The organism is Burkholderia dolosa, assembly GCF_902499135.1.
Classification (GTDB): Bacteria; Pseudomonadota; Gammaproteobacteria; order Burkholderiales; family Burkholderiaceae; genus Burkholderia; species Burkholderia dolosa.
Map to the genome: position 1 here is coordinate 15,928 of NZ_CABVPR010000053.1, position 24,502 is coordinate 40,429.

A 24,502-nucleotide genomic window follows, 5' to 3' on the forward strand; every position below is an offset into this window, starting at 1 on the left:
GCGCGCGGTGGCGCGCGCGCGTGCGGAGCGGGTCAATGCGGTGAGACTCAGCTTACAGGTCGAGCAGCAGGCGGGCCGGATCTTCGAGCGCGTCCTTCATCGCGACGAGCGACAGCACGGCTTCGCGACCGTCGATGATCCGGTGGTCGTACGACAGCGCGAGATAGTTGATCGGACGGATCACGATCTGGCCGTTTTCGACGACCGGACGCTCCTTCGTCGCGTGCACGCCGAGGATTGCCGATTGCGGCGGGTTGATGATCGGGGTCGACAGCATCGAGCCGAACACGCCGCCGTTCGAGATCGAGAACGTACCGCCCGTCATTTCCTCGATCGACAGCTTGCCGTCCTTCGCCTTCTGGCCGAATTCGGCGATCTGCTTCTCGATCTCGGCGAGGCTCAGCTGATCCGCGTTGCGCAGGATCGGCACGACGAGGCCGCGCGGCGAACCGACCGCGATACCGATGTCGAAGTAGCCGTGATAGACGATGTCGTTACCGTCGATCGACGCGTTCACGAGCGGGAACTTCTTCAGCGCGTGCACGGCCGCCTTCACGAAGAACGACATGAAGCCGAGCTTCACGCCGTGTTCCTTCTCGAACTTGTCCTTGTACTTCGCGCGCAGGTCCATGACCGGCTGCATGTTCACTTCGTTGAACGTCGTCAGGATCGCGTTGGTCTGCTGCGATTCGAGCAGACGCTCGGCGATACGCGCACGCAGACGCGACATCGGCACGCGCTGTTCCGGACGATCGTTGAGCCACGTCGTCGCCGATGCCGGCACCTTCACTTCCGGCAGCGCCGGCTTCGCGGCGGCCTTCGCCGGTGCGGCGGCCGGAGCGGCCTTCGGCGCGCTGCCTGCGGCCAGCGCGTCGCCCTTCGTGACGCGGCCGTCGCGGCCCGAGCCTGCGACGTCGGCCGTGGACAGGCCCTTCTCGGCGAGCAGCTTCGCTGCCGCCGGCGATGCGGCGGTCGACGATGCGCTCGCTGCGGCAGCCGGCTGCGCAGCCGGTGCCGGTGCGGCGGCCGGCGCGACCGCCGGCTTGACTTCGGCGGCGCCGGCCGCTGCTTCGGCCGCGCCCGCCTTCGCTTCGGTGTCGATCGTCGCGATCACCTGATCGGCGACGACCGTGTCACCGTCGTTCTGCAGCACTTGCGCGAGCACGCCCGCGGCCGGTGCCGGCACTTCGAGCACGACCTTGTCGGTCTCGAGCTCGATCAGGATTTCGTCCTGCGCGACTGCTTCGCCCGGCTTCTTCTTCCACTGCAGCATGGTGGCTTCCGAAACCGACTCCGAAAGCTGGGGGACTTTGACTTCTACGATAGCCATGTGATTTTCCTGGATGCTTAATCTGGGTAATGACGAGGTTCGTGCGACGCGTTCGGCCGGCGCGCCGCGTCGAGCGCGCGGCGGGCCGAACGAAACGGGAAAGCGCGCCGCGCCTTCCCGTGTCGCTTGCGCCGGTTATTTCGCGATCGACGCGCTCTTCAGGCGGCCGAAAGCACCTTCGACGAGGGCCTTCTGCTGCTCGTAGTGCTTCGCGTAGTAGCCGACCGCCGGCGAGGCCGAAGCCGGACGGCCGCTGTATGCCAGCTTCTGCCCTTCCTTCATGCCTTCCTTCAGATGGTGCTCGACGTAGAACCAGGGACCCTGGTTCTGCGGCTCGTCCTGCACCCAGACCACTTCCGTCGCGTTTTCATACTTCTTCATTTCGGCTTCGAACTGCTTGTGCGCGAACGGGTACAGCTGTTCGATCCGGATGATCGCCACGTCGTTCGCCTTCGCTTCGCGGCGATGCGCGACGAGGTCGTAGTACACGCGGCCCGAGCAGACCAGCACGCGCTTGACCTTCTTCGCGTCGATGCCGCCGTCGATTTCGCCGAGCACCGGCTGGAACGAACCCTTCGCCAGTTCCGACAGATCCGACACGGCTTCCTTGTGACGCAGCAGCGACTTCGGCGTCGCGACGATCAGCGGCTTGCGGAACAGACGGATCATCTGGCGGCGCAGCAGGTGGAAGATCTGCGCCGGCGTCGTCGGCTGGACGACCTGCATGTTGTGATCCGCGCACAGCTGCAGGAAACGCTCGATGCGGGTCGACGAGTGTTCCGGACCCTGGCCTTCGTAGCCGTGCGGCAGCAGCATCGTGAGACCCGACACGCGGCCCCACTTCACTTCGCCCGACGAGATGAACTGGTCAATTACGACCTGCGCGCCGTTGACGAAGTCGCCGAACTGCGCTTCCCACAGCACGAGCGTGTTCGGCTCGGCGGTCGAGTAGCCGTATTCGAAGCCCAGCACGGCTTCTTCCGACAGCACCGAGTCGATCACCGTGAACTTCGCCTGGCCGTCGGCGATGTTCTGCAGCGGCACGTACGTGCCGTCGTTCCAGCGCTCGCGGTTCTGATCGTGCAGCACCGCGTGACGGTGCGTGAACGTGCCGCGGCCCGAGTCCTGGCCCGTCAGGCGCACTGCATAGCCCGATGCGACGAGCGATGCGAACGCGAGGTGCTCGGCCATGCCCCAGTCGAGCGGCTGGTCGCCGCGCGCCATGTTGCGGCGATCGTTGATCACGCGCTCGACGAGCGGGTGAACCTTGAAGTTTTCCGGAACCGTCGTGATGCGTTCGCCGAGACGCTTCAGCTCGGCGAGCGGCACGGCCGTGTCGGCTGCGTCCGTCCACTTGCGGTTCAGGAACGGCACCCAGTCGACTGCGTACTTGCTCTTGTAGTTCGACAGCACCGGATCGACGGTGTGGTGACCGTCGTCCATCGCCTTGCGGTACGCCTTCACGTAGTTGTCGGCGTCTTCCGCGGTGATCACGCCCTGCTGCACGAGCTTCTCGGCATACAGCGCACGGGTGCCCGGGTGCTGGGCGATCTTCTTGTACATCAGCGGCTGCGTGACGGCCGGCGTGTCCTGCTCGTTGTGACCCAGCTTGCGGAAGCAGACGATGTCGATCACGACATCCTTGTGGAACTGCATCCGGTAGTCGATCGCGATCTGCGTCGCCAGCACGACGGCTTCCGGATCGTCGCCGTTCACGTGCAGTACCGGCGCCTCGATCATCTTGACGACGTCGGTGCAGTACAGCGTCGAGCGCGCATCGCGCGGGTCGGACGTCGTGAAGCCGATCTGGTTGTTGATGACGATGTGCAGCGTGCCGTGCGTGCCGTAGCCGCGCGTCTGCGCGAGGTTCAGCGTTTCCATCACGACGCCCTGGCCCGCGAAGGCCGCGTCGCCGTGGATCTGCACCGGCAGTACCTGCGTGCCGTCTTCGTCGCCGCGGCGGTCCATCCGCGCCTTCGCGGAACCCTCGACCACCGGATTCACGATTTCGAGGTGCGACGGGTTGAACGCGAGCGACAGGTGAACCGGGCCGCCTTCCGTCGACACGTCCGACGAGAAGCCCTTGTGATACTTCACGTCGCCGGCCGGCAAGTCGTCGACGTGCTTGCCTTCGAATTCGGCGAACAGGTCGGCCGGCATCTTGCCGAGCGTGTTGACGAGCACGTTCAGACGGCCGCGGTGCGCCATGCCGATGACGATTTCCTGCACGCCCTTCTTGCCCGCGTGCTGAACCACTTCGTCCATCGCGGCGATGAAGCTTTCGCCGCCTTCGAGCGAGAAGCGCTTCTGGCCGACGTACTTGGTGTGCAGATAGCGCTCGAGGCCTTCGGCGGCCGTCAGGCGATTCAGGATGTGCTTCTTCTTGTCGGCCGAGAAATTCGGCGTCGCGCGGATCGATTCGAGCCGCTCCTGCCACCAGCGCTTCTGCTCCGGATCGCTGATGTACATGAACTCGGCGCCGATCGTGCCGCAATAGGTGTCGCGCAGGCCCTTGACGATGTCGCGCAGCGACGCCTGATCGAAACCGAAGTACAGGTTGCTCGCGCTGTAAGTCTGGTCGAGGTCGGCTTCGGAGAAGTCGTAGAACGCGGGTTCGAGCTCGGGAATGGCGGGACGTTCGCGGCGCTTCAGGGGATCGAGATTGGCCCATTGCGAGCCGAGGAAGCGATATGCGCTGATGAGGGACTGGACGTGGACTTGCTTGCGCGCAGTTGCCAGATTGGTGCCGCTTTCGCGCGGGATGAAGGCATTGGCCTTCGCGCGCTGGGCAAACGACTCGACGATCGGGTGATGCGCCACGTCGCTGGCATTCGAACCGTCCGTCGCAGGAACGTTCTGCAACGCGTCGAAATACTCTCGCCAGTTCTCGGGCACTGACGCCGGATTATCGAGATATGCTTCGTACAGTTCTTCTACGTACGAAGCATTGCCGCCGAACAGATAGGAGTTCAGCTGAAACTGCTTCATTACATCTGACATTTTACGCTCACCTTTCTTCGAGCTTCTCGAGAAATAGCGGGTTACTCAACCTTCCGCGACACGGCCTGACCGTTTAGCGGATTGCGCGAATCAAGTCTTGCTTGGAAGGACCTAAAACTTGCGTGCGCGCAGCATATCACAGAACCGATACCGAAGTTCACCGCGCACGTGCCTGAAAGCGCCGCGCGACGGGGTTTTGCCGGATTGCCGCGAGCCGCTGAAACATTGTTTTGCAGGCCCGCTGATGCACGTCGGCGCAGTAGCAAAAAAGCCGCCCGAAGGCGGCTTTCTTTCGTCATGCGATCGTGCGAGCGGCAATCAGTCGACCGACGCTTCGCGGCTTGCGCGACGACGCTCGTGCTCCTTCAGGAAGCGCTTGCGCAGACGGATCGACTGCGGCGTCACTTCGACGAGTTCGTCGTCGTCGATGAATTCGACCGCGTATTCGAGCGACATCTGGATCGGCGGCACGAGACGCACGGCCTCGTCGGTGCCCGACGCACGCACGTTGGTCAGCTGCTTGCCCTTGATCGGGTTCACGACGAGATCGTTGTCGCGGCTGTGGATCCCGATGATCATGCCCTCATACAGTGCATCGCCCGGCTTCACGAACATGCGGCCGCGGTCCTGCAGCTTCCACAGCGCATACGCGACCGCCGCGCCGTCATCCTGCGAGATCAGCACGCCGTTGCGGCGCTCGCCGACCGAGCCTTCCTTGACCGGCGCATACGAATCGAAAATGTGGCTCATCAGGCCCGTGCCGCGCGTGAGCGTCAGGAATTCGCTCTGGAAGCCGATCAGCCCGCGCGCGGGAATCCGGTATTCCAGACGCGTGCGGCCGCGGCCGTCCGACGCCATGTCGAGCATTTCGCCCTTACGGCGGCCGAGCTCCTCCATCACGCCGCCCTGATGCTCGTCTTCGACGTCGACGGTCAGCAATTCGTACGGCTCGTGCTTCACGCCGTCGATTTCCTGCATCACGACGCGCGGACGCGACACGGCCAGCTCGTACCCTTCGCGACGCATGTTCTCGACGAGGATGGTCAGGTGCAGCTCGCCGCGACCGGACACTTCGAACACCGTTTCGTCGCCCGTGTCGCGCACGCGCAGCGCGACGTTGTGGTTCAGCTCCTTCATCAGGCGGTCGCGGATCTGGCGGCTCGTCACGAACTTGCCTTCGCGGCCCGCGAGCGGCGACGAATTGACGAGGAAGTTCATCGTCAGCGTCGGCTCGTCGACGGTGATCATCGGCAGCGCTTCAGGCGCTTCGACCGCGCAGATCGTCGCGCCGATGCCGACGTCTTCGATGCCGTTGATCAGCACGATGTCGCCGGCTTCGGCCGACTCGACCTGCACGCGCTCGAGCCCCTTGAACGACAGCACCTGGTTGATCTTGCGGTTCAGCACCTCGCCTTCCGGACCGAAGCGCATCACGACCTGCTGGCCCGGCTTGATGCGGCCGCGCGTGATGCGGCCCACGCCGATCCGGCCGACGTACGTCGAATAATCGAGCGACGTGATCTGCAGCTGGAGCGGCGCGTCGGGATCGGCCGGGCGAACCGGCACGTGCGCGAGGATCGCCTCGAACAGCGGGCGCATGTCGCCTTCGCGCGCAGCCGGATCGAGCGATGCGTAGCCGTTCAGGCCCGATGCGTAGACGATCGGGAAATCGAGCTGCTCCTCGGTCGCGCCGAGCTTGTCGAACAGGTCGAACGTCTGGTTGATGACCCAGTCGATCCGCGCGCCCGGACGATCGATCTTGTTGACGACGACGATCGGCTTCAGGCCGAGTGCGAGCGCCTTCTTCGTGACGAAGCGCGTCTGCGGCATCGGACCCTCGACCGCGTCGACCAGCAGCAGCACCGAGTCGACCATCGACAGCACGCGCTCCACCTCGCCGCCGAAATCCGCGTGCCCCGGCGTGTCCACGATGTTGATGTGCGTACCTTCGTATTCGACCGCGCAGTTCTTCGCGAGAATCGTGATCCCGCGCTCCTTTTCGATGTCGTTCGAGTCCATCACCCGTTCGGCAACCTGCTGGTTCTCGCGGAAGGTGCCGGACTGGCGGAGCAGTTGGTCGACGAGCGTGGTCTTGCCGTGGTCGACGTGGGCGATGATGGCGATGTTGCGAAGGGCGCGGGTCATAGAAACCTGAAAATCGTGTGAACGCGCAAACGCGCACGCTCGTTCTTCACGTGCGTGCGCGTTGCAGCTTGGAAAGCCTCAAATTATAGCACGCAAGGATGTCGAGAGCCGCGCGCACCGTGCGACGCAGCATATCGACCGAATCTGCCGCCCTGCTTCGCGCGATTCCCGCCGGCCGCGCTCTGCTACGCTCCCGCGCCGCACGCGCGCCTGCGCCAAAGACCCTTATCTCCATAAGGAAATTCCGGCGTGCAAAGCGCGCCGACACCCGTTCGATTAACATTTGCCGCGGCAAGCAATTGTGCCTATACTGCTGCCTAGTCAACTATTGCAGTCTCAGGGTTTTATGTCGGATTCTTCTTCCCAGTCGCCCGTTTCGCCGCTGTCGTCGTATCAGATGAACGACAGCGTCGGCTATCTGATGTCGCGCGTGAAGTCGCTGATGACGAATCTCGTCACGCAGCGCACGCAGGAAGAGCTCGGCATCACGGGTACGCAGGCGAGCATGCTGTTCATGATCGCGGTCGGCAAATGCTCGACGGCCGCAGAGCTCGCGCGCGAATACGCGATCGACGCGAGCGCGGTCACGCGGCTGCTCGACCGGGTCGAGAAACGCGGCCTGCTGTGCCGCGTACGCAGCATCGAGGACCGTCGCGTCGTGCGCCTCGAGCTGACCGACGAAGGCCGCGCACTGGCCGAGCGGCTGCCCGCGATCTTCCGCAGCGTGCTGGACCAGTTGCTGGACGGCTTTACGCCGGAGGAAGTCGGGTTCCTCAAGAGCATGCTGCGGCGGATTCTCGGCAACTATTGCGAGACCGCCTGCACCGCCAACGCGCAATAGTTGCCATAACAATCACTTTTGACAGATTAATGTAAGGAAATCCTTGCAGTGTCCATCATTCATTCCGAGTCAGGGGTCAGCGCGATGAAAACCTCCCCGTTGTCCGTGCGCGCCGGATCGTGCCGCGCCGCCGTCGCCGCGGCGGTCGCCGCGCTCGCACTGGCCGGCTGCGCAAACTACATCGGCATCAAGAGCGACAAGCAGATCGCGCCCGCGTCGCAATTCGAGACCGCACAGAGTCTTCCCGCCCAAGGCGGTCAATGGCCGTCGCTCGACTGGGCAAGCCAGTTCGGCGATCCGCAGCTGCCGAAGCTGATCGACGAAGCGCTCGCCGGCAATCCGTCGATCGCGCAGGCGCAGGCGCAGGCGCGCATTGCGAAAGCGTCGTCGTATATCGAATCGTCGCGCTCGAACCTGCTGCCGAAGGCGGAAGCGAGCTACTCGTGGACGCGCGAGCTGTATTCGTCGAACGCGCTGTTTCCGCCGCCGTACGGCGGCCAGTGGTACAGCGAGAACAACGTGCTCGCCAGCGCGTCGTGGGAACTCGATCTGTGGGGCAAGAACCGCGAGCGGCTGCGCACCGCCGTGTCGCAGGAGAAAGCCGCCGAAGCCGACATGCAGCAGGCACGCATCACGCTCGCGTCGTCGGTCGCGCGCACCTACAACTCGCTCGCGCAGCTCTATGCGCTGCGCGACATCGCGCAACGCGAAATCTCGAACCGCGAGACGGTCGGCAAGATCACCGAAGGCCGCGTGTCGGCCGGTCTCGATACGAACGTCGAACGCCAGACCGCGCGCGGCAACATCGCGACCACGCAGGCGTCGCTGTCCGATCTCGACGGCCAGATCACGACGGTGCGCTACCAGCTCGCCGCGCTGCTCGGCAAGGGCCCCGACCGCGGGCTGCAGATCGCCGCACCGGTGCTGGATCCGACCGGCGCGGTCGCGCTGCCCGACAATCTGCCGGCGGATCTCGTGTCACGCCGCCCGGACATCGTCGCCGCGCGCTGGCAGGTCGAGGCCGCGATGCACGACGTGAAGGAAGCGAAGGCCGAGTTCTTCCCCGACGTGAACCTCGCGGCCGGCTTCGGCTTCGATGCGTTCGGCTGGGGCAAATTCCTGAACTTCGCAAGCCGTCAGGCGCAGTTCGGCCCGGCGATCCACCTGCCGATCTTCGACGCCGGTGCGCTGCGCGCGCAGTTGAAGGGTCGTTATGCGGACTTCGACCTGTCGGTCGCGAACTACAACCAGACGCTGATCAGCGCGCTGAACGACGTCGCCACGCAGGTCGCGTCGATCCGCGCGATCGACCGCCAGATGAGCGACGCGCAGCGTGCGCTCGACGCGGCCACGCGCGCGTACGACCTCGCGGTGATCCGCTACAAGGCCGGCCTGTCCCCGCAGCTGCAGGTATTGACCGCGGACAGCAACCGCCTCGCATCCGAGCAGACGGTGACCAACCTGAAGATGCGCCGGCGCGACATGCAGCTCGCACTGATCAAGGCGCTCGGCGGCGGCTTCGACGCGACCGGCACGCGCCTCGCCGCGCCCGACGCAGCCGCGCCGGCCAAGCAAGCCGCCAACTGAGCCGGCGCCACCACTACGCAGACACTCGAAATAACGGACGGAGAAAATCGCCATGAGCGACCCTCAACAAAACGCCGCCAGCGCCCAGCCGCAGAACAACGGCAAGCGCAAGCGAATGATGATGCTGCTCGTCGCGGTCATCGTGATCGCGGCGATCGCATACGGGCTGTACTACTTCCTCGTCGCGCGCTTCCATGAGGAGACCGACGACGCATACGTGAACGGCAACGTCGTGCAGATCACGCCGCAGGTCACCGGCACCGTGATCGCGGTGAAGGCCGACGACACGCAGACGGTCAAGGCCGGCGATCCGCTCGTCGTGCTCGACCCGGCCGATTCGCAGGTCGCGCTGCAGCAGGCCGAAGCGAATCTCGCGCAGACGGTGCGCCAGGTGCGCGGCCTGTTCGTCAACGACGATCAGTACCGTGCGCAAGTCGCGCTGCGCCAGTCCGACCTGTCGAAGGCACAGGACGACCTGCGCCGCCGCCTCGCCGTCGCGCAGACAGGTGCCGTGTCGCAGGAAGAAATCTCGCATGCGCGCGATGCCGTGCGCGCCGCGCAGGCTTCGCTCGACGCCGCGCAGCAGCAGCTCGCGTCGAACCGCGCGCTGACCGCGAATACGACGATCGCATCGCACCCGAACGTACTCGCCGCGGCGGCGAAGGTGCGCGACGCCTACCTCGCGAATGCGCGCAACGTGCTGCCCGCGCCGGTCACCGGCTACGTCGCGAAGCGCTCGGTGCAGGTCGGCCAGCGCGTGTCGCCGGGCAATCCGCTGATGTCGGTCGTGCCGCTGAATGCGGTGTGGGTGGACGCGAACTTCAAGGAAGTGCAGCTCAAGCACATGCGCGTCGGGCAGCCGGTCGAGCTGACGGCCGACATCTACGGCTCGTCGGTCGTCTATCACGGCAAGGTGGTCGGCTTCTCGGCCGGCACGGGCTCGGCGTTCTCGCTGCTGCCCGCGCAGAACGCGACCGGCAACTGGATCAAGGTCGTGCAGCGCCTGCCGGTGCGCATCGAGCTCGATCCGAAGGAGCTCGACAAGCATCCGCTGCGCATCGGTCTGTCGATGCAGGTCGACGTGAACATCAAGGACGAACGCGGCGATCAGCTCGTCAACGTGCCGAATACCGTCTACGAAACCAACGTGTTCGCGAAGTACGGCGACGAAGCCGACGCCGAAATCGCACGAATCATCGCCGAGAACGCGGGCGGCAACGCGCCGGCGCCGGCCGCGGCGAAGTCGAACGCCGCCGCGAAGATGATGTAACCGCTCCGCTCCCGGAAATCTACCGACATGGCACAGGCTCCTGTCTCGCACCCGCCCTTGCAGGGCGGGCAACTCGTGATCGGCACGATCGCGGTGTCGCTCGCGGTGTTCATGAACGTGCTCGACACGTCGATCGCGAACGTCGCGATCCCGACCATCTCGGGCGACCTCGGCGTGTCGTCCGATCAGGGCACGTGGGTCATCACGTCGTTCGCGGTCGCGAACGCGATCTCCGTGCCGCTGACCGGCTGGCTGACCGACCGCTTCGGGCAGGTGCGCCTGTTCCTCGCATCGATCATCCTGTTCGTGATCTCGTCGTGGATGTGCGGGCTGTCGCCGAACCTGCCGTTCCTGCTCGCGTCGCGCGTGATCCAGGGCGCGGTCGCGGGGCCGATGATTCCGCTGTCGCAATCGCTGCTGCTCGCGAGCTATCCGCGCGCGAAAGCGCCGATGGCGCTCGCGCTATGGTCGATGACCACGCTGATCGCGCCGGTCGCCGGGCCGATCCTCGGCGGATGGATCTCGGACAACTACTCGTGGCCGTGGATCTTCTACGTGAACATCCCGGTCGGCATCGCGGCCGCGCTGGCGACGTGGACGATCTATCGCCAGCGCGAATCAGTCGTACGCCGCGCACCGATCGACGGCGTCGGTCTTGCGCTGCTCGTGCTGTGGGTCGGCTCGCTGCAGATCATGCTCGACAAGGGCAAGGATCTCGACTGGTTCGCGTCGACGACGATCGTCGCGCTCGCGCTGATCGCGATCGTCGCGTTCGCGTTCTTCGTGATCTGGGAGCTGACGGCCGAACATCCGGTCGTCGATCTGTCGCTGTTCCGCATCCGGAACTTCACGGGCGGCACGATTGCGCTGGCGGTCGGCTACGGGCTCTACTTCGGCAACCTCGTGCTGCTGCCGCTGTGGCTGCAGACGCAGATCGGCTACACCGCGACCGACGCCGGTCTCGTGATGGCGCCGGTCGGACTGTTCGCGATTCTGCTGTCGCCGCTGACCGGCAAATTCCTGCCGCGCACCGACCCGCGCTATATCGCGACCGCGGCGTTCCTGACGTTCGCGCTGTGCTTCTGGATGCGTTCGCGCTATACAACCGGCGTCGACGAATGGTCGCTGACGCTGCCGACGCTCGTGCAGGGCATCGCGATGGCCGGGTTCTTCATCCCGCTCGTGTCGATCACGCTGTCCGGCTTGCCCGGCCATCGGATCCCGGCGGCGTCCGGACTGTCGAACTTCGTGCGGATCATGTGCGGCGGTATCGGCACGTCGATCTTCCAGACGGCGTGGGATCACCGGAACAACTTCCACCACGCGCAATTGGTCGAGCAGGCCAATCCGTACAACCCGACGTTCAACCAGGCCGTCACGCAGATGGGCAATCTCGGGCTCACGCGCGAGCAGGCGCATGGGCTGATCAACAACATGGCCACGCAGCAGGCCGCGCAACTCGGCGTGAACGATCTGTTCTACATTTCGGCGGCGATCTTCGTGCTGCTGATCGCGCTGATCTGGATCACGAAGCCCGAACGTGCGGGCGGCGGCGATGCGGGTGCAGCGGCGTCGGCCGCGCACTGACGCAGCGCGCTCGTGCGCGCGCCCAAACGAAAAATCCCGGTCGAATCGACCGGGATTTTTTTCGTTCCGATGAAACGCGCCGCGCGATCAGGCCGCCGTCACGACGAGCCGCTCCGGCGCGAGCACGCCGTTCGCCTTGCGCGCGACGCCGAGCAGCCGCGTCGCGTCGTACACACGCACGCGCTCGCCGTCGGCCGCGTCGATCGTTGGCAGCGCCGACAGCGGCAAGCGCTGGCCGTGCAGAAACCGCTTCGCACTCGTTTCGTCGAGGCGAACGAGCTCGAGCGTCGACAGCAATGCATCGACCGGCTGCAGCCACGCGTCGCGCGCGACTTCGTCGGCATCGGAAAGCGCGTCGAGCGTCACCGCATGCTCGAGCGTCAGCGCGCCGACGCCGGTTCGGCGCAGCATCGTCAGATGCGCGCCGCAGCCGAGCGCCTCGCCGATATCCTCGGCCAACGTGCGCACGTACGTGCCCTTGCTGCACGTCACGCGAAACGTCACGTCCGGCAGCGTACACGCGAGCAGGTCCAGCGCATGGATCGTCACGGTGCGGCCTTCGCGCTCGACGGTCTGGCCCGCGCGCGCATATTCGTACAACGGCTTGCCGTCGCGCTTGAGTGCCGAGTACATCGGCGGCACCTGCACGATCTCGCCGGTGAAGCGCGCGAGCGCCGCTTCGACGGCCGCGCGATCGCACTCGACGCGCCGCGTGTCGAGCACTTCGCCCTCCGCGTCGCCGGTGGCCGTGCGCACGCCGAGACGCATCGTTGCTTCGTAGGTCTTGTCCGCATCGAGCAAGTCCTGCGAAAACTTCGTCGCCTCGCCGAAGCACAGCGGCAACAAGCCGGAGGCCAGCGGATCGAGCGTGCCGGTGTGGCCGGCCTTCTTCGCGAGAAGCAGGCGCTTCGCGCGGATCAGCGCATCGTTGCTCGACAGGCCGACCGGCTTGTCGAGCAGAAGCACGCCGTCGAGCGCGCGCCGCGGCACGCGCGGACGCGGGGTTGCTGCAGTCGTCATAGGCCGGTCGAGCTCAGTCGTCCTTGGCGGCCGCGTCGGCCTCGTCGTCGTCCTTCGCACGCGTCGAGTTCGCTTCCTTGATCAGCCGCGACATCTCGACGGCCTTCTCGATCGTCCGGTCGTAATGGAAGTGCAGCGTCGGCACCGTGTGGATGTGCAGGCGCTTGAACAGCAGGTTGTGCAGATGACCTGACGCGTGATTCAGCGCATCCTGCGTCGATGCGGGATCGCCGGTCAGCGCGGTGAAATACACTTTCGCGTGCGCGTAGTCCGGCGTGAGCTCCACGCTCTGGATGGTCACGATGCCGATGCGCGGATCCTTGACCTCGCGCATGATGAGTTCGGACAGATCGCGCTGAATCTGGTCGGCGATCTGAACGTTGCGATTCGGGGAAGTACGTTTCCTGGACATGATCGATCCGTGATCTGCTTATCAGGATGAAGCGGCGAGCCTGCGGCACACCGCCATGAAAATGGGCGGGACAGGCCCAAGCCTGCCCCGCCCCATGAGCCGCTGCGCGACGATTACAGCGTCCGCGCGACTTCGGTCACTTCGAAGACTTCGAACTGGTCGCCTTCGACGATGTCGTTGAAATTCTTCACCGACATGCCGCACTCGAAGCCTTGCTTCACTTCCTTCACGTCGTCCTTGAAGCGCTTCAGCGATTCGAGCTCGCCCGTGAAGATCACGACGTTGTTGCGCAGCACGCGAACCGAAGACGAGCGCTTGACCACACCGTCGGTGACCATACAGCCGGCAACCGTACCGATCTTCGGCACCTTGAACACCTGGCGCACCTCGACCATGCCGGTCACGACTTCGCGCTTCTCCGGCGCCAGCATGCCGGACATCGCCGCCTTCACCTCATCCACTGCGTCGTAGATGATGTTGTAGTAGCGGATGTCGATGCCGTTCGCCTCGGCCAGCTTGCGCGCCTGTGCATCCGCACGCGTGTTGAAGCCGATGATGACCGCCTTCGATGCCGTCGCGAGGTTGACGTCGTTTTCGCTGATGCCGCCCACTGCGCTGTGCACGATCTGCACGCGCACTTCGTCGGTCGACAGCTTGAGCAGCGACTGCACGAGCGCTTCCTGCGAACCCTGTACGTCTGCCTTGATGATGAGCGGCAGGTTCTGCACTTCGCCTTCGCCCATCTGCTCGAGCATGCTTTCGAGCTTCGCGGCCTGCTGCTTGGCCAGCTTGACGTCGCGGAACTTGCCCTGGCGGAACAGCGCGATTTCGCGCGCCTTGCGCTCGTCCGGCAGCACGATCACTTCCTCGCCTGCGCCCGGCACTTCCGACAGACCCTGGATTTCGACCGGGATCGACGGGCCGGCTTCCTTCGTCGGCTTGCCGTTCTCGTCGAGCATCGCCCGCACGCGGCCGTACGCCGTGCCGGCAAGCACGATGTCGCCGCGGTTCAGCGTGCCCGACTGCACGAGGATCGTCGCGACCGGGCCCTTGCCCTTGTCGAGCTTCGCTTCGATCACGATGCCCTTCGCCGGCGCTTCGACCGGCGCCTTCAGCTCGAGCACTTCGGCCTGCAGCAGCACGTTTTCGAGCAGATCGTCGATACCGGCACCCGTCTTCGCCGACACCGGCACGAACGGCGAATCGCCGCCGTACTCTTCCGGCACGACGCCTTCGGCGACGAGCTCCTGCTTCACGCGATCCGGATTCGCTTCCGGCTTGTCGATCTTGTTGATCGCCACGACGATCGGCACGCCGCCCGCCTTCGCGTGGGCGATCGCTTCCTTCGTCTGCGGCATCACGCCGTCGTCGGCCGCGACCACCAGCACCACGATATCGGTGGCCTTCGCACCGCGTGCCCGCATTGCCGTGAACGCCTCGTGACCCGGCGTATCGAGGAACGTGATCACGCCGCGCGGCGTTTCGACGTGGTAAGCGCCGATGTGCTGCGTAATGCCGCCCGCTTCGCCGGCCGCCACCTTCGCGCGGCGGATGTAGTCGAGCAGCGAGGTCTTGCCGTGGTCGACGTGGCCCATCACCGTGACGACCGGCGGACGCGGCAGTTGCTCCGCATCGGTGCCCGTCTCGCCTTCGACGAGCAGCGCTTCCGGATCGTCCAGCTTCGCGGCGAGCGCGCGGTGGCCCAGTTCCTCGACGACGATCATCGCCGTTTCCTGGTCGAGCACCTGGTTGATCGTCACCATCTGGCCCATCTTCATCATCACCTTGATGACTTCGGAGGCCTTGATCGACATCTTGTGCGCGAGATCGGCAACCGAAATGGTTTCCGGCACGTGCACTTCACGGACGATCGGCTCGGTCGGCGCCTGGAACGTCGATGCGCTGTCCTGGTGCCGGCCGCGACCCTTCGGGCCGCCGCGCCAGCCGCGGTCGACGCCGCCGCTCGAATCGCCGCGCGTCTTGATGCCGCGGCGCTTCGCCGCGTCGTCCTGCCAGCCGCCCTTGCCGCCGCCCGGCTTCTTGTTGCGGTCGCCCGCGCCAGCCGGCGCCTGCGTCGCCGCCGGCGCCGCGCCGGCCGGCTTCTTCACGGCCGGACGCGCCTGCGCGGTCGCACCCGCCGGCTTCGCCGGCTTGTGCAGCGTGCCCTTCGCTTCCGCGGGCTTCGGTGCCTCGGCCGGCTTCGGCGGTTCGGGTGCCTTGACGACGGCCTTGCGCGGCGTGTTCATCATCTCGCGGATCGCACGCGCTTCGGCCTCGGCCGCCTCGCGGCGCTTGCGGATTTCTTCCTGCTCGGCGCGCGCCTTGTCCGCCGCCTCGCGGGCAGCATCTTCGGCCTTCTTCGCCGCTTCGCGCTGCGCCGCACGTTCGGCGGCCGCACGCGCTTCGTCCTGCGCATTCGGCGCTTCCTGCTTCGCCTCGGCGGCCTGCTGCGCAGCCGCCTGCCGAGCGGCCGCTTCGGTCGCCGCGCGCTTCGCCGCCGCTTCTTCCTCGGCGCGACGACGTTCGGCTTCGGCCGCTTCCTCACGGGCACGGCGCTCCGCTTCCTCGCGCTCGAGGCGCTCCTGACGCTCGCGCAGTTCCTGCGCCTGCTTTTCGAGCAGCTCGGCCTCGCGGCGCGCCTCTTCCTCACGACGCTTCAGATCTGCATCGTCGTCCGCTTCGGCGACCTGAGCCTGACCCGGTTCCGCGACATCGCTCACGTCGTCACGCTTGACGAACGTGCGCTTCTTGCGCACCTCGACCTGAATGGTGCGAGCCTTGCCCGTCGCGTCAGACTGCTTGATCTCCGACGTATGCTTGCGGGTCAGCGTGATCTTGCGCTTGTCGCCGTCGGTTGCGCCGTGCGACTTGCGCAAATGATCGAGCAGACGCGCCTTGTCCGACTCGGACAGCGCATCGTCTTCACTCGCTTTCTGGACGCCCGCTGCCTGCAGCTGTTCGAGCAGCACACCAGCAGGCATTTTCAGTTCCGCGGCAAATTGGGCTACGTTGTTACTCGCCATTCATTCCTCTTAGTGCAAGGACCGATTCCTTGCGGTTAGCATCGGGTCAGGCCATACGGCCGCCATCAAATCAGTGCGCCATGGTCATTTCTCACTGGAACCAGTGTTCACGTGCTTTCATGATCAACGCCTTAGCGGCATCCTCTTCCATCCCGGTCATGTCGACCAGTTCATCCACTGCCAGCTCGGCGAGATCGTCGCGCGTCTGCACACCGTGTTCGGCCAGTTTCGCGAGCAGCTCCGGCGTCACGCCGTCGAGGCTCTTCAGATCCAGCGCAGCATTCTCGACCTTTTCTTCGTTCGCGATCGCCATCGTCAGCAACGCGTCGCGTGCGCGATTGCGCAGCTCGTGCACGGTGTCCTCGTCGAACGCCTCGATTTCGAGCATTTCGTTGAGCGGCACGTAGGCGATCTCTTCGAGGCTCGTGAAGCCTTCGTCGATCAGGATGTCGGCAACTTCTTCGTCGACGTCGAGACGCGTCATGAACAGCGTGCGCAGCCGGTCGCGTTCTTCGCCCTGCTTCAGCGCGGATTCGTCCGGCGTCATGATGTTGATCTGCCAGCCGGTCAGCTCGCTGGCAAGGCGAACGTTCTGACCGCTGCGGCCGATCGCGACAGCCAGCTCGTTCTCGTCGACGACGACGTCCATCGAATGTTTTTCTTCATCGACGACGATCGACTGGACGGCTGCCGGCGCGAGCGCGCCGATCACGAACTGGGCGGGATCTTCCGACCATAGCACGATGTCGATGTTTTCGCCACCGAGCTCATTGCGCACTGCCTGCACGCGCGAACCGCGAATGCCGACGCAGGTGCCGATCGGATCGATCCGCTTGTCGTACGCGATGACGCCGATCTTCGCGCGCACGCCCGGATCGCGGGCGGCAGCCTTGATCTCGAGCAGGCCCTGCTCGATCTCCGGCACTTCCATCTCGAACAGCTTCATCAGGAATTCGGGCGCGGTGCGCGACAGTTCGATCTGCGGGCCGCGCGCGGTGCGGTCGACCTTCGCGATGTACGCGCGCACGCGGTCGCCCACGCGCAGGTTTTCCTTCGGAATCAGCTGGTCGCGGCGCAGCAGCGCTTCGACGCGCCCCGATTCGACGATGAAGTTGCCCTTGTCGAGACGCTTCACCGTGCCGGTCATGATCTTTTCGCCGCGCTCGAGATAGTCGTTCAGGATCTGCTCGCGCTCCGCGTCGCGCACCTTCTGCAGGATCACCTGCTTCGCGGCCTGCGCACCGATCCGGCCGAATTCGATCGACGGGACGGGTTCCTCGATGTACTCGCCGACTTCGACGTCGGGCTTCTGCTCGCGTGCCTCGAACAGCAGGATCTCGCGATCCGGCTCTTGCAAGCCTGCCTCGTCCGGCACGACGAGCCAGCGACGGAAGGTTTCGTGCTCACCGCTCTCGCGATCGATATGGACGCGGATTTCGGCGCCTTCGTCGAACAGCTTCTTGGACGCGGACGCGAGCGCAGCCTCGAGGGCGCCCAGCACCACATCCTTGTCGACGTTTTTCTCGCGCGCCAGCGCATCCACCAGCATCAACACTTCGCGACTCATTATTTGCGGCTCCTAAAGTCAACTTGCGGAATCAGGCGGGCTTTGTCGATATCGGCCAGCGTGAAATCCAGCATGGCCGCCTCGCCCTTCTTCCTCTCAAATTCCAAACCGATCGTTTCGCCGTTCGGCGCGTGCAGAATGCCCCGGTACGTCTTGCGCCCGTCCAGCGGCTTTTTCAAGGTCACGGAAACTTCGCTGCCGGCGAAGCGCTCGAAGTCGGCCAGCTTCTTCAACGGGCGGTCGAGCCCCGGGGACGAGACTTCGAGCCGTTCGTAATCGATGTTTTCGACCGTCAAGACGTGCTGGAGCTGACGCGTAACCTTTTCGCAGTCGTCGAGCGAGATGCCGGCAGGCTGATCGATATAGATGCACAGCATGCCGCGCCCGGTGCGCTCGAGATCCACCAGCTCGTAGCCGAGCCCGGTGACCGTGGTTTCTATCAGTTCCGTCAGTTGCACAGTGTCCTCTCAGGTGTTCGCGCCCGCCGCTCGCGATTCACCCGCGGGCGCGCGCCTTAGCCGGCGCAGGAAGCGCTACCCGAGATGCCTAACCGTTTCAGCAAAAAAAAATGGGCGGAACGCCCATCTTCTTACTGGTGGTCGCACCTGAGCCGCACATTGAATCCGTACGCCCAGCGACTCTGCGATTATAGCGATTTTTGACGCAGACGCCAAGCCAGGCGCTAAAACCGGCGCCCGGCGCGCAGCTTCAGGCCGAACATGAAAAAGCACGGAGGTCGCACCGCGATGCGACTTGGCCGGCCGCACAAAATATCGGAAATAATCCCGGCCGCGCAAAAGCATGCAACCTAAATGCAGCCGAACGCGCGAAATGCAAGGCGCCGAATCGGGGAAACCGGACGGCGCCGCGTTCGCCCGACGCGTCGGCGGCTTGGTCGCCGCGCGTCGGAATGCTCAGCGACCGCGCGAGCGATTGCGCTGAGGGCGCTGACCGCCTCGTGCCCCGCCGTTACCGGCGCCGTCGGCGCGATTGCCGTTCGGGTTGCGATTGCCGCCCTTGCCGCCCCGCTTGCCGCCCGCGCCGTCGCGTTTCGGGCCCGCGCCATACGACGCGCGATTGCCGTCGACATCGCGACCGCCGATGCGGTTGCCGTAGGACGGCGCCACCGGCAGGCTGCCGTAGCCGCTCAGGCCCGGCATGCCGGGCCCGCCGCGCCGGCCGCCGCGACGCGGCTGGTCGAGCTGGCCGTGCGTCGTCAGCACCGGCTCGCGATTGATGAAACCCATCGACGTCTGCATCGGATCGGGCTGCCGGCGCTCGGACTGCCCGGCGCCGCCGCGCTTGCCCTTGTCGTCGGACGGCGCCTTCAGGCCGACCGTCGCCATCAGCTTGCGGACCTGCGCCTCGTCGAGCTCCTCCCAACGACCGCGCTTCAGCCCGCGCGGCAGTGCGATCGGGCCGTGCCGCGTACGAATCAGGCGGCTCACCATCAGGCCGACCGCCTCGAACATCCGGCGCACTTCGCGATTGCGGCCTTCCGCAAGCGCGACGTGATACCAATGATTCGTCCCTTCGCCGCCGCCATCGCGGATGCGCAGGAAGTTCGCCGGGCCGTCGTCCAGCTCGATGCCGTGCAGCAGTTTCTGGCGCGCGCTTTCGGTCAGTTCGCCGACCACGCGCACAGCGTATTCACGCTCCACGCTGTAGCGCGGGTGCATGAAGCGGTTCGCGAGGTCGCCCGACGTCGTCAGCATCAGCAAGCCTTCGGTGTTGAAATCGAGACGGCCTACCGCGAGCCATTTCGCCGTCTTCATCGGCGGCAGACGATCGAACACCGACGGACGGCCTTCCGGATCCGCGTGACTGACGATCTCGCCGGTCGGCTTGTGGTAGAGCAGCACGCGCGGCGGCTTGTTCGGCAGCTTGCGCTTCACCGGCTTGCCGTTGATCCGCACCTGGTCGGTCGGCATGATGCGCTGGCCGATGTGCGCAGGTTCGCCGTTGACCGACACGCGGCCCGCGATGATCAGCTCTTCCATTTCGCGGCGCGAGCCCATGCCGGCTTCCGCGAGCACCTTGTGGAGCTTCGGCGCGTCGTCGTCCGGCGACAGCACGCGCTTGTTGGCCGGCTGATTGCGGCCGCGACGCAGCATCGGCGCACGCACGCCGCTGCCGCCGGCCGCGTTGTCGGCATCGAATGCCGGCGACGTCACGTACGCGAACAGGTCGTCCTGGCCCGCATCGGCATCGACCTTCGGGCTGTCGGCCTTCGGCGCGCCGCCGCGGCGGCCCTGACCGCCCTTCGCCGCGCCTTCGCGCTTGCCGGCCGGCTTGCGACCACCCTTGGCCGCGCCTTCCTTGCGAGGCGGGCGCGCCGGCTGCGCTTCCGCGGCGTCGGCCGGCGGCGGCGCATCCGCGCCCTCGGTGCCTTGCGGCTCGCCTTCCGCGCCCTTCGATTTGGCCGCTGCGCGACGACGCGCAATCAGGCTGCGCGGGCCGCGCCGCAGGCCGCGGCGGGGGCGTTCGTCGCCGCCGGCGGCCGGAGCGTCCTGCTCCGGCGCATCGTCGGCACGCGCTGCCTGCACGGCAGGCGCGGACGATTCAATATCGTGGATATCTGTCAAAACAACCTCAAAATGTCAGGTCTCGCGCCCGGCACGGGCGCGGCAAGAAGTTGGCCGCGATCAGGCGCGACGCTGTTCGGGTTCTGCTTCGTCGTCCGGCAGCGCGTCGGCGCCGATAGGCGCGCTGGCGCTTCGTACGGCGTCGGCAAGACTGTCGGACGTGTTGTCCGGCATCTCGCCTTCCGCGGCACGGGAGGCGTCGGCCTGGCCGGCCTCGCCCGGCATGTCGCCGGCCGCTTCCGCTGCGTGTCCGGCAACCGTTTCGGCGGCCGGCTTGCGATCTTCCTCGTTCCATTGCGCGCGCAGCGGCTCGGGCTGCACGCCGGCCGGCGCTGCTTCGGCGCTGGCCTGTTCGGTTTCCCCGCGATCAGCATCGAGCGTATCGCGGTTCGGTGTTTCCTGCGTCGACGCGACGTCCGTCGCCGTGTCGTCCGGGGCGTCGGTCGACGCTCCCGAAGATTCGTCACCGGGCCCCGCGTGCGCGCCGTCGGCGTTCGCTGCAGCGCCGCCGGCGTCAGGCACCGCTTCGCCGACCGGCGCATCGCCTTCGAAATCCATCGCCTGCTGCGCGAGCAGCGCGGCTTCGATGTTCGCTGCGGGCTCCTCGAGCGCGGGCAGATCGTCGAGCGCCTTCAGTCCGAGGTCGTCGAGGAACTGCTTGGTCGTCGCATAAAGCGCCGGCCGTCCCGGCACGTCGCGATGCCCGATCACCTCGATCCAGCCGCGATCTTCGAGCTGCTTGACTACCTGCGTATTCACCGTGACGCCGCGAATCTCTTCGATGTCGCCCCGCGTGACCGGCTGCCGGTACGCAATGATCGCGAGCGTTTCGAGCACCGCGCGCGAATATTTCGGCGGCTTCTCGGGATGCAGGCGATCCAGAAAATGGCGCATCGCCGGCTTGCTCTGGAAGCGCCATCCGCTCGCGAGCGCGACCAGTTCGACGCCCCGGCCGGACCAATCCTGTTTCAGATCTTCGAGCAACGTGCGGACCGTGTCAGCCGACACGCCGTCGGCAAAGAGCTTGCGCAAGTCGCCGAGCTTCAGCGGTTCCTGCGCACAGATCAAAGCAGTCTCGAGGACGATCTTCGCCTCTTGGGTATTCATGCAGCTAGGCCAGACCCTGTGGTCAAACGAACCGGATCAACAAACAGACGAAAGGAACGGAAGACGCGCTCGCCCGATTCTGATCGGTCATATTGATGGGAGCACGAACCGGGGGCAGCGAACCAACTTCAAGCCAGGCCCAAACCGGACGGAACAGCACGATTCAACGACGGAACCGCGTGACTGAGCGCCATATTACGCAAAATTGCCCGGTGCGTAAAGATAAGCCGAACGGGCCGCCGACCGCGCGTCCCGCACGCTTGCGCCCCACTTCAACGAACGGCGGCGCGGCGCGCGAGAAAGCGCTGCAGCCGCTCGACGCCTGCATCGAGCCGCGCCGGATCGCACGCGTAACACCAGCGGACGAACCCTTCTCCTTCAGGGCCGAACGCGCGTCCGGGCGCGAGGCCGAGGCCCGCGTCGCGCACCAGCGCCTTGCAGAACGCGAGGCTGTCGTCGGCGCCCGGCACGCGCAGAAACACGTACATCGCGCCCGACGGAGGCCGCACGTCGACACCCGGCAACGTCCGCAGCGCGTCGACCAGGTGGTCGCGCGCGTCGTGCAGCGACGCGACGAAGGACTGCACGAACGGCTCGCCGTCGCGCAGCGCCGCGACGCCCGCCGCCTGTACGAAGCCCGGCGCGCACGACGTGTTGTACTCGACGAGCTTCGACAGGTCGTCGATGACCGCGGCAGGCGCGACGAGCCAGCCGAGCCGCCAGCCGGTCATCGCCCACGCCTTCGAGAACGAATTCATGACGATGACGCGCTCGTCGCGCGACGCGATATCGAGGAACGACGGCGCGCCATCCGCGCCGAACGCGAGACGCTCGTACACCTCGTCGGCGACCAGCCAGATTCCGTGCCGCCGGCAATGCGCGAGCACCGCGCGCCGGTCGTCGCGCGACATCGTCCAACCGGTCGGATTGTTCGGCGAATTGATCAGCAGCAGCCGCGTGTCGGGCGTCAACGCGGCGAGCAGGCGATCGACGTCGAGCTGCCAGCCGGCGTCACCGTAGCGTAGCGGCACGCATTCGACGCGCGCGCCGAGGATCTTCGGAATCTCGACGAGATTCGGCCACAACGGCGTGACCGCAACCACCCGCTCGCCCGGACCGACCACCAATTGCGCGGCCAGCATCAGCGCACTCACGCCCGAACTCGTCACGGCGATCGTATCGGCCGCCGTCGCGCCGTGACGGGCGCTCACGTACGCGGCGATCGCGTCGCGCAGCGGCATCGTGCCGAGATTGTGCGTATAGAAGGTTGCGCCGTCGCGCAGCGCGGCGGCGGCCGCATCGCGGATGAATCCCGGCGTCACGCGATCGGATTCGCCGAACCAGAACGGCAGCACGTCCGGCACGCCGAAGCCCGCGTTCGCGACCTCGCGGATCAGCGACGGACGCAGTTCGCGCACTGCTCGGCGGGCAATCGGCTCATCCGTCGCCGGGAAGATGTCTGCGGAATGCGTCATCGGAGACCGCCGCTGAGAAATGCGATCCGCGTAGTGTACCGGCCGGCCGCGCGCAGGCGCGCGTCAGTCGAGATCCTCGGCGCGCGCCGGCATCTGTCGCAGGAGCTCCCAGATCGCCTGGGCGGCCGGCGACAGCGACCGGTCGCGGCGGCGCACCAGTTCGACGGTGCGCTCGGTACGCGGCACGAGCGGCCGAGCGACGAGCGTCGATCCGGCCGGCAGCGGCAGCGACAGCCACGGCTGCACGCTGACGCCGATGCCGGCCTCGACGAGCCCGAATACCGTCGCCGAATGCCCGAGCTCCTGCATGACCGTCGCGCTGACCTGATGAGCGGCGAGCGCGGCGTCGATCAGCGGCCGGCTTCCCGACGCATGGTCGAGCAGCACGAGACGCTCGCCGTTCAGCGCGGACCACGGCACCTCCGCGCGCGCGGCGAGCGGATGATCGGCGCGCGCGACCAGGCAGAACGAATCGGTCATCAACGGCTCGCAGACGAGGTCGGCGGCCATGAGCGGGCCGATCACGACGCCGAAATCGGCTTCGCTCGACTTCACCTTGCGCAATACGTCGCTCTGCACGTCGTCGCGCAGGCCGAGCGTCACGAACGGGAACTGGCGCTCGCACGATGCGACGACGCGCGGCATCAGCCGGCAGGCGATCGTCGGGCTGGCGGCAACGATCACGCGTCCGCGACGCTGCTCGCCGATTTCGCGAATCTCGCGCAGCGTGTCGTCGAGATCGTCGATCAGCCGCGACACGCTCGCGATCAGATTCCCGCCGACGTCGGTCAGCTGCACGTCCCGCGTCGTGCGATCGATCAGCTTCAGTCCGAGCTCGGCCTCGAGCTCGCGCACGCAGCGGCTGACCGCGGACTGTGTGAGCCCGATCTCGTCGCCCGCCCGGCTGAAGCTCTTCAGCCGCGCCACCTCGATGAATACGCGAAGCTGCCGCAGCGTGACGTTCATCCCTCGCCCTCATCAATCGTCGATATGGATGCGCGATTCTAATTTCTAATCCGGCATTCGGCTCCGAAGACGAACGCGGCACGGCTCGCCGATGTTTCGCTGCGGTGCAGTAATCGTGCGAACGCACGTGGCGCGGGCGAACTGCACAAGATTGGTGATTGTCCCGATTTGCCCGCGGGTTATTTTGGCGTCTTATACGCCCCTAGCTGACCTAGCCGTCAGCTCGCTGCCAAGCGGCTCTCGAAGGAATCGCCCCCGACGTGGCACGCTTCGTGCATTACCTGGCGCACAGGGCGCAGGGTCTTGTCGGAAGGCATGCAGGAACGCCGCTGCCGGCTAGCCGGACGCCCCCACCCGGCACTCGATGAGCGAGTGCTTGAAGAGTGCGCGGCGCAGGGCAGCGCACCGGAGTTAGCTTCGCTGAGGTGAGGACATGATGCTGTTCGACGATTTGAGAGATAACGAGTGGGCGCTGGTGGAAGGTCTGTTTTGCTCGGAACCCGCACGCAGGAACCTGTCCGCATTTTTGTGGGCGAGGCGGTTGAACAGCACGTTATCCACGCGCCTGCATAAATCGCTCGCCGAAC

General features: G+C 65.9%; 16 protein-coding genes. 4 read left to right on the forward strand and 12 right to left on the reverse strand.

What is annotated here, in order from left to right; all coding sequences use genetic code 11:
• Positions 1-52 precede the first annotated feature (52 nt).
• From odhB to typA, 3 genes are all read right to left on the reverse strand, one after another.
• Positions 53-1,330: a 2-oxoglutarate dehydrogenase complex dihydrolipoyllysine-residue succinyltransferase gene (gene odhB, locus BUB20358_RS21080; RefSeq protein ID WP_035972487.1), complete on the reverse strand. Its 1,278-nt coding sequence runs from the start codon at positions 1,328-1,330 to the stop codon at positions 53-55.
• A 135-nt stretch (positions 1,331-1,465) separates the two neighbouring features.
• Entirely contained in the window at positions 1,466-4,330 is a 2,865-nt protein-coding gene (locus BUB20358_RS21085) for a 2-oxoglutarate dehydrogenase E1 component (protein WP_006764483.1), read from the reverse strand.
• Between the two features lie 318 nt (positions 4,331-4,648).
• Positions 4,649-6,475, reverse strand: coding sequence for a translational GTPase TypA (typA, locus tag BUB20358_RS21090; RefSeq protein ID WP_006764484.1), 1,827 nt, complete (start codon positions 6,473-6,475; stop codon positions 4,649-4,651).
• A gap of 346 nt (positions 6,476-6,821) precedes the next feature.
• Between typA and BUB20358_RS21095 the strand changes: the two genes are divergently transcribed.
• From BUB20358_RS21095 to BUB20358_RS21110, 4 genes are all read left to right on the forward strand, one after another.
• Positions 6,822-7,316, forward strand: coding sequence for a MarR family winged helix-turn-helix transcriptional regulator (locus BUB20358_RS21095; RefSeq protein ID WP_035972489.1), 495 nt, complete (start codon positions 6,822-6,824; stop codon positions 7,314-7,316).
• A gap of 84 nt (positions 7,317-7,400) precedes the next feature.
• Positions 7,401-8,903, forward strand: coding sequence for an efflux transporter outer membrane subunit (locus BUB20358_RS21100; protein ID WP_035972491.1), 1,503 nt, complete (start codon positions 7,401-7,403; stop codon positions 8,901-8,903).
• 52 nt (positions 8,904-8,955) lie between these two features.
• Positions 8,956-10,173 carry an EmrA/EmrK family multidrug efflux transporter periplasmic adaptor subunit gene (locus tag BUB20358_RS21105; protein ID WP_006764487.1) on the forward strand — a complete coding sequence of 406 codons (1,218 nt, stop codon included), beginning with the start codon at positions 8,956-8,958 and terminating at the stop codon, positions 10,171-10,173.
• A 27-nt stretch (positions 10,174-10,200) separates the two neighbouring features.
• The gene (locus BUB20358_RS21110; protein ID WP_006764488.1) at positions 10,201-11,760 is read left to right on the forward strand and encodes a DHA2 family efflux MFS transporter permease subunit; all 1,560 of its coding nucleotides are present in this window, start codon (positions 10,201-10,203) and stop codon (positions 11,758-11,760) included.
• 87 nt (positions 11,761-11,847) lie between these two features.
• Here the strand turns inward: BUB20358_RS21110 and truB are convergent, their stop codons facing one another.
• The 9 genes from truB to BUB20358_RS21155 all read right to left on the reverse strand — a co-directional run bounded on the left by truB (position 11,848) and on the right by BUB20358_RS21155 (position 23,915).
• Entirely contained in the window at positions 11,848-12,780 is a 933-nt protein-coding gene (truB, locus tag BUB20358_RS21115; RefSeq protein ID WP_035972493.1) for a tRNA pseudouridine(55) synthase TruB, read from the reverse strand.
• A 13-nt stretch (positions 12,781-12,793) separates the two neighbouring features.
• Positions 12,794-13,192, reverse strand: a complete 399-nt coding sequence (gene rbfA / locus BUB20358_RS21120) for a 30S ribosome-binding factor RbfA (protein ID WP_006764490.1) — start codon at positions 13,190-13,192, stop codon at positions 12,794-12,796.
• A 113-nt stretch (positions 13,193-13,305) separates the two neighbouring features.
• Entirely contained in the window at positions 13,306-16,215 is a 2,910-nt protein-coding gene (infB, locus tag BUB20358_RS21125) for a translation initiation factor IF-2 (protein WP_035972495.1), read from the reverse strand.
• 91 nt (positions 16,216-16,306) lie between these two features.
• Complete coding sequence (gene nusA / locus BUB20358_RS21130; RefSeq protein WP_006764491.1) at positions 16,307-17,782, reverse strand: transcription termination factor NusA; 1,476 nt, start codon at positions 17,780-17,782, stop codon at positions 16,307-16,309.
• The gene (rimP, locus tag BUB20358_RS21135) at positions 17,782-18,240 is read right to left on the reverse strand and encodes a ribosome maturation factor RimP (RefSeq protein ID WP_006764492.1); all 459 of its coding nucleotides are present in this window, start codon (positions 18,238-18,240) and stop codon (positions 17,782-17,784) included. The genes nusA and rimP overlap by 1 nt, the downstream gene beginning before the upstream one ends.
• 456 nt (positions 18,241-18,696) lie before the next feature.
• Positions 18,697-20,367 (reverse strand): 23S rRNA pseudouridine(2605) synthase RluB, encoded by a 1,671-nt coding sequence (gene rluB / locus BUB20358_RS21140; RefSeq protein ID WP_035972497.1) that lies wholly within the window; start codon positions 20,365-20,367, stop codon positions 18,697-18,699.
• A gap of 60 nt (positions 20,368-20,427) precedes the next feature.
• Entirely contained in the window at positions 20,428-21,474 is a 1,047-nt protein-coding gene (gene scpB / locus BUB20358_RS21145; RefSeq protein WP_035972499.1) for an SMC-Scp complex subunit ScpB, read from the reverse strand.
• Positions 21,475-21,746: 272 nt separating this feature from the next.
• Positions 21,747-22,949 carry a pyridoxal phosphate-dependent aminotransferase gene (locus tag BUB20358_RS21150; protein ID WP_006764494.1) on the reverse strand — a complete coding sequence of 401 codons (1,203 nt, stop codon included), beginning with the start codon at positions 22,947-22,949 and terminating at the stop codon, positions 21,747-21,749.
• A 63-nt stretch (positions 22,950-23,012) separates the two neighbouring features.
• Positions 23,013-23,915, reverse strand: coding sequence for a LysR family transcriptional regulator (locus tag BUB20358_RS21155; protein WP_006764495.1), 903 nt, complete (start codon positions 23,913-23,915; stop codon positions 23,013-23,015).
• Positions 23,916-24,502: the final 587 nt, after the last annotated feature.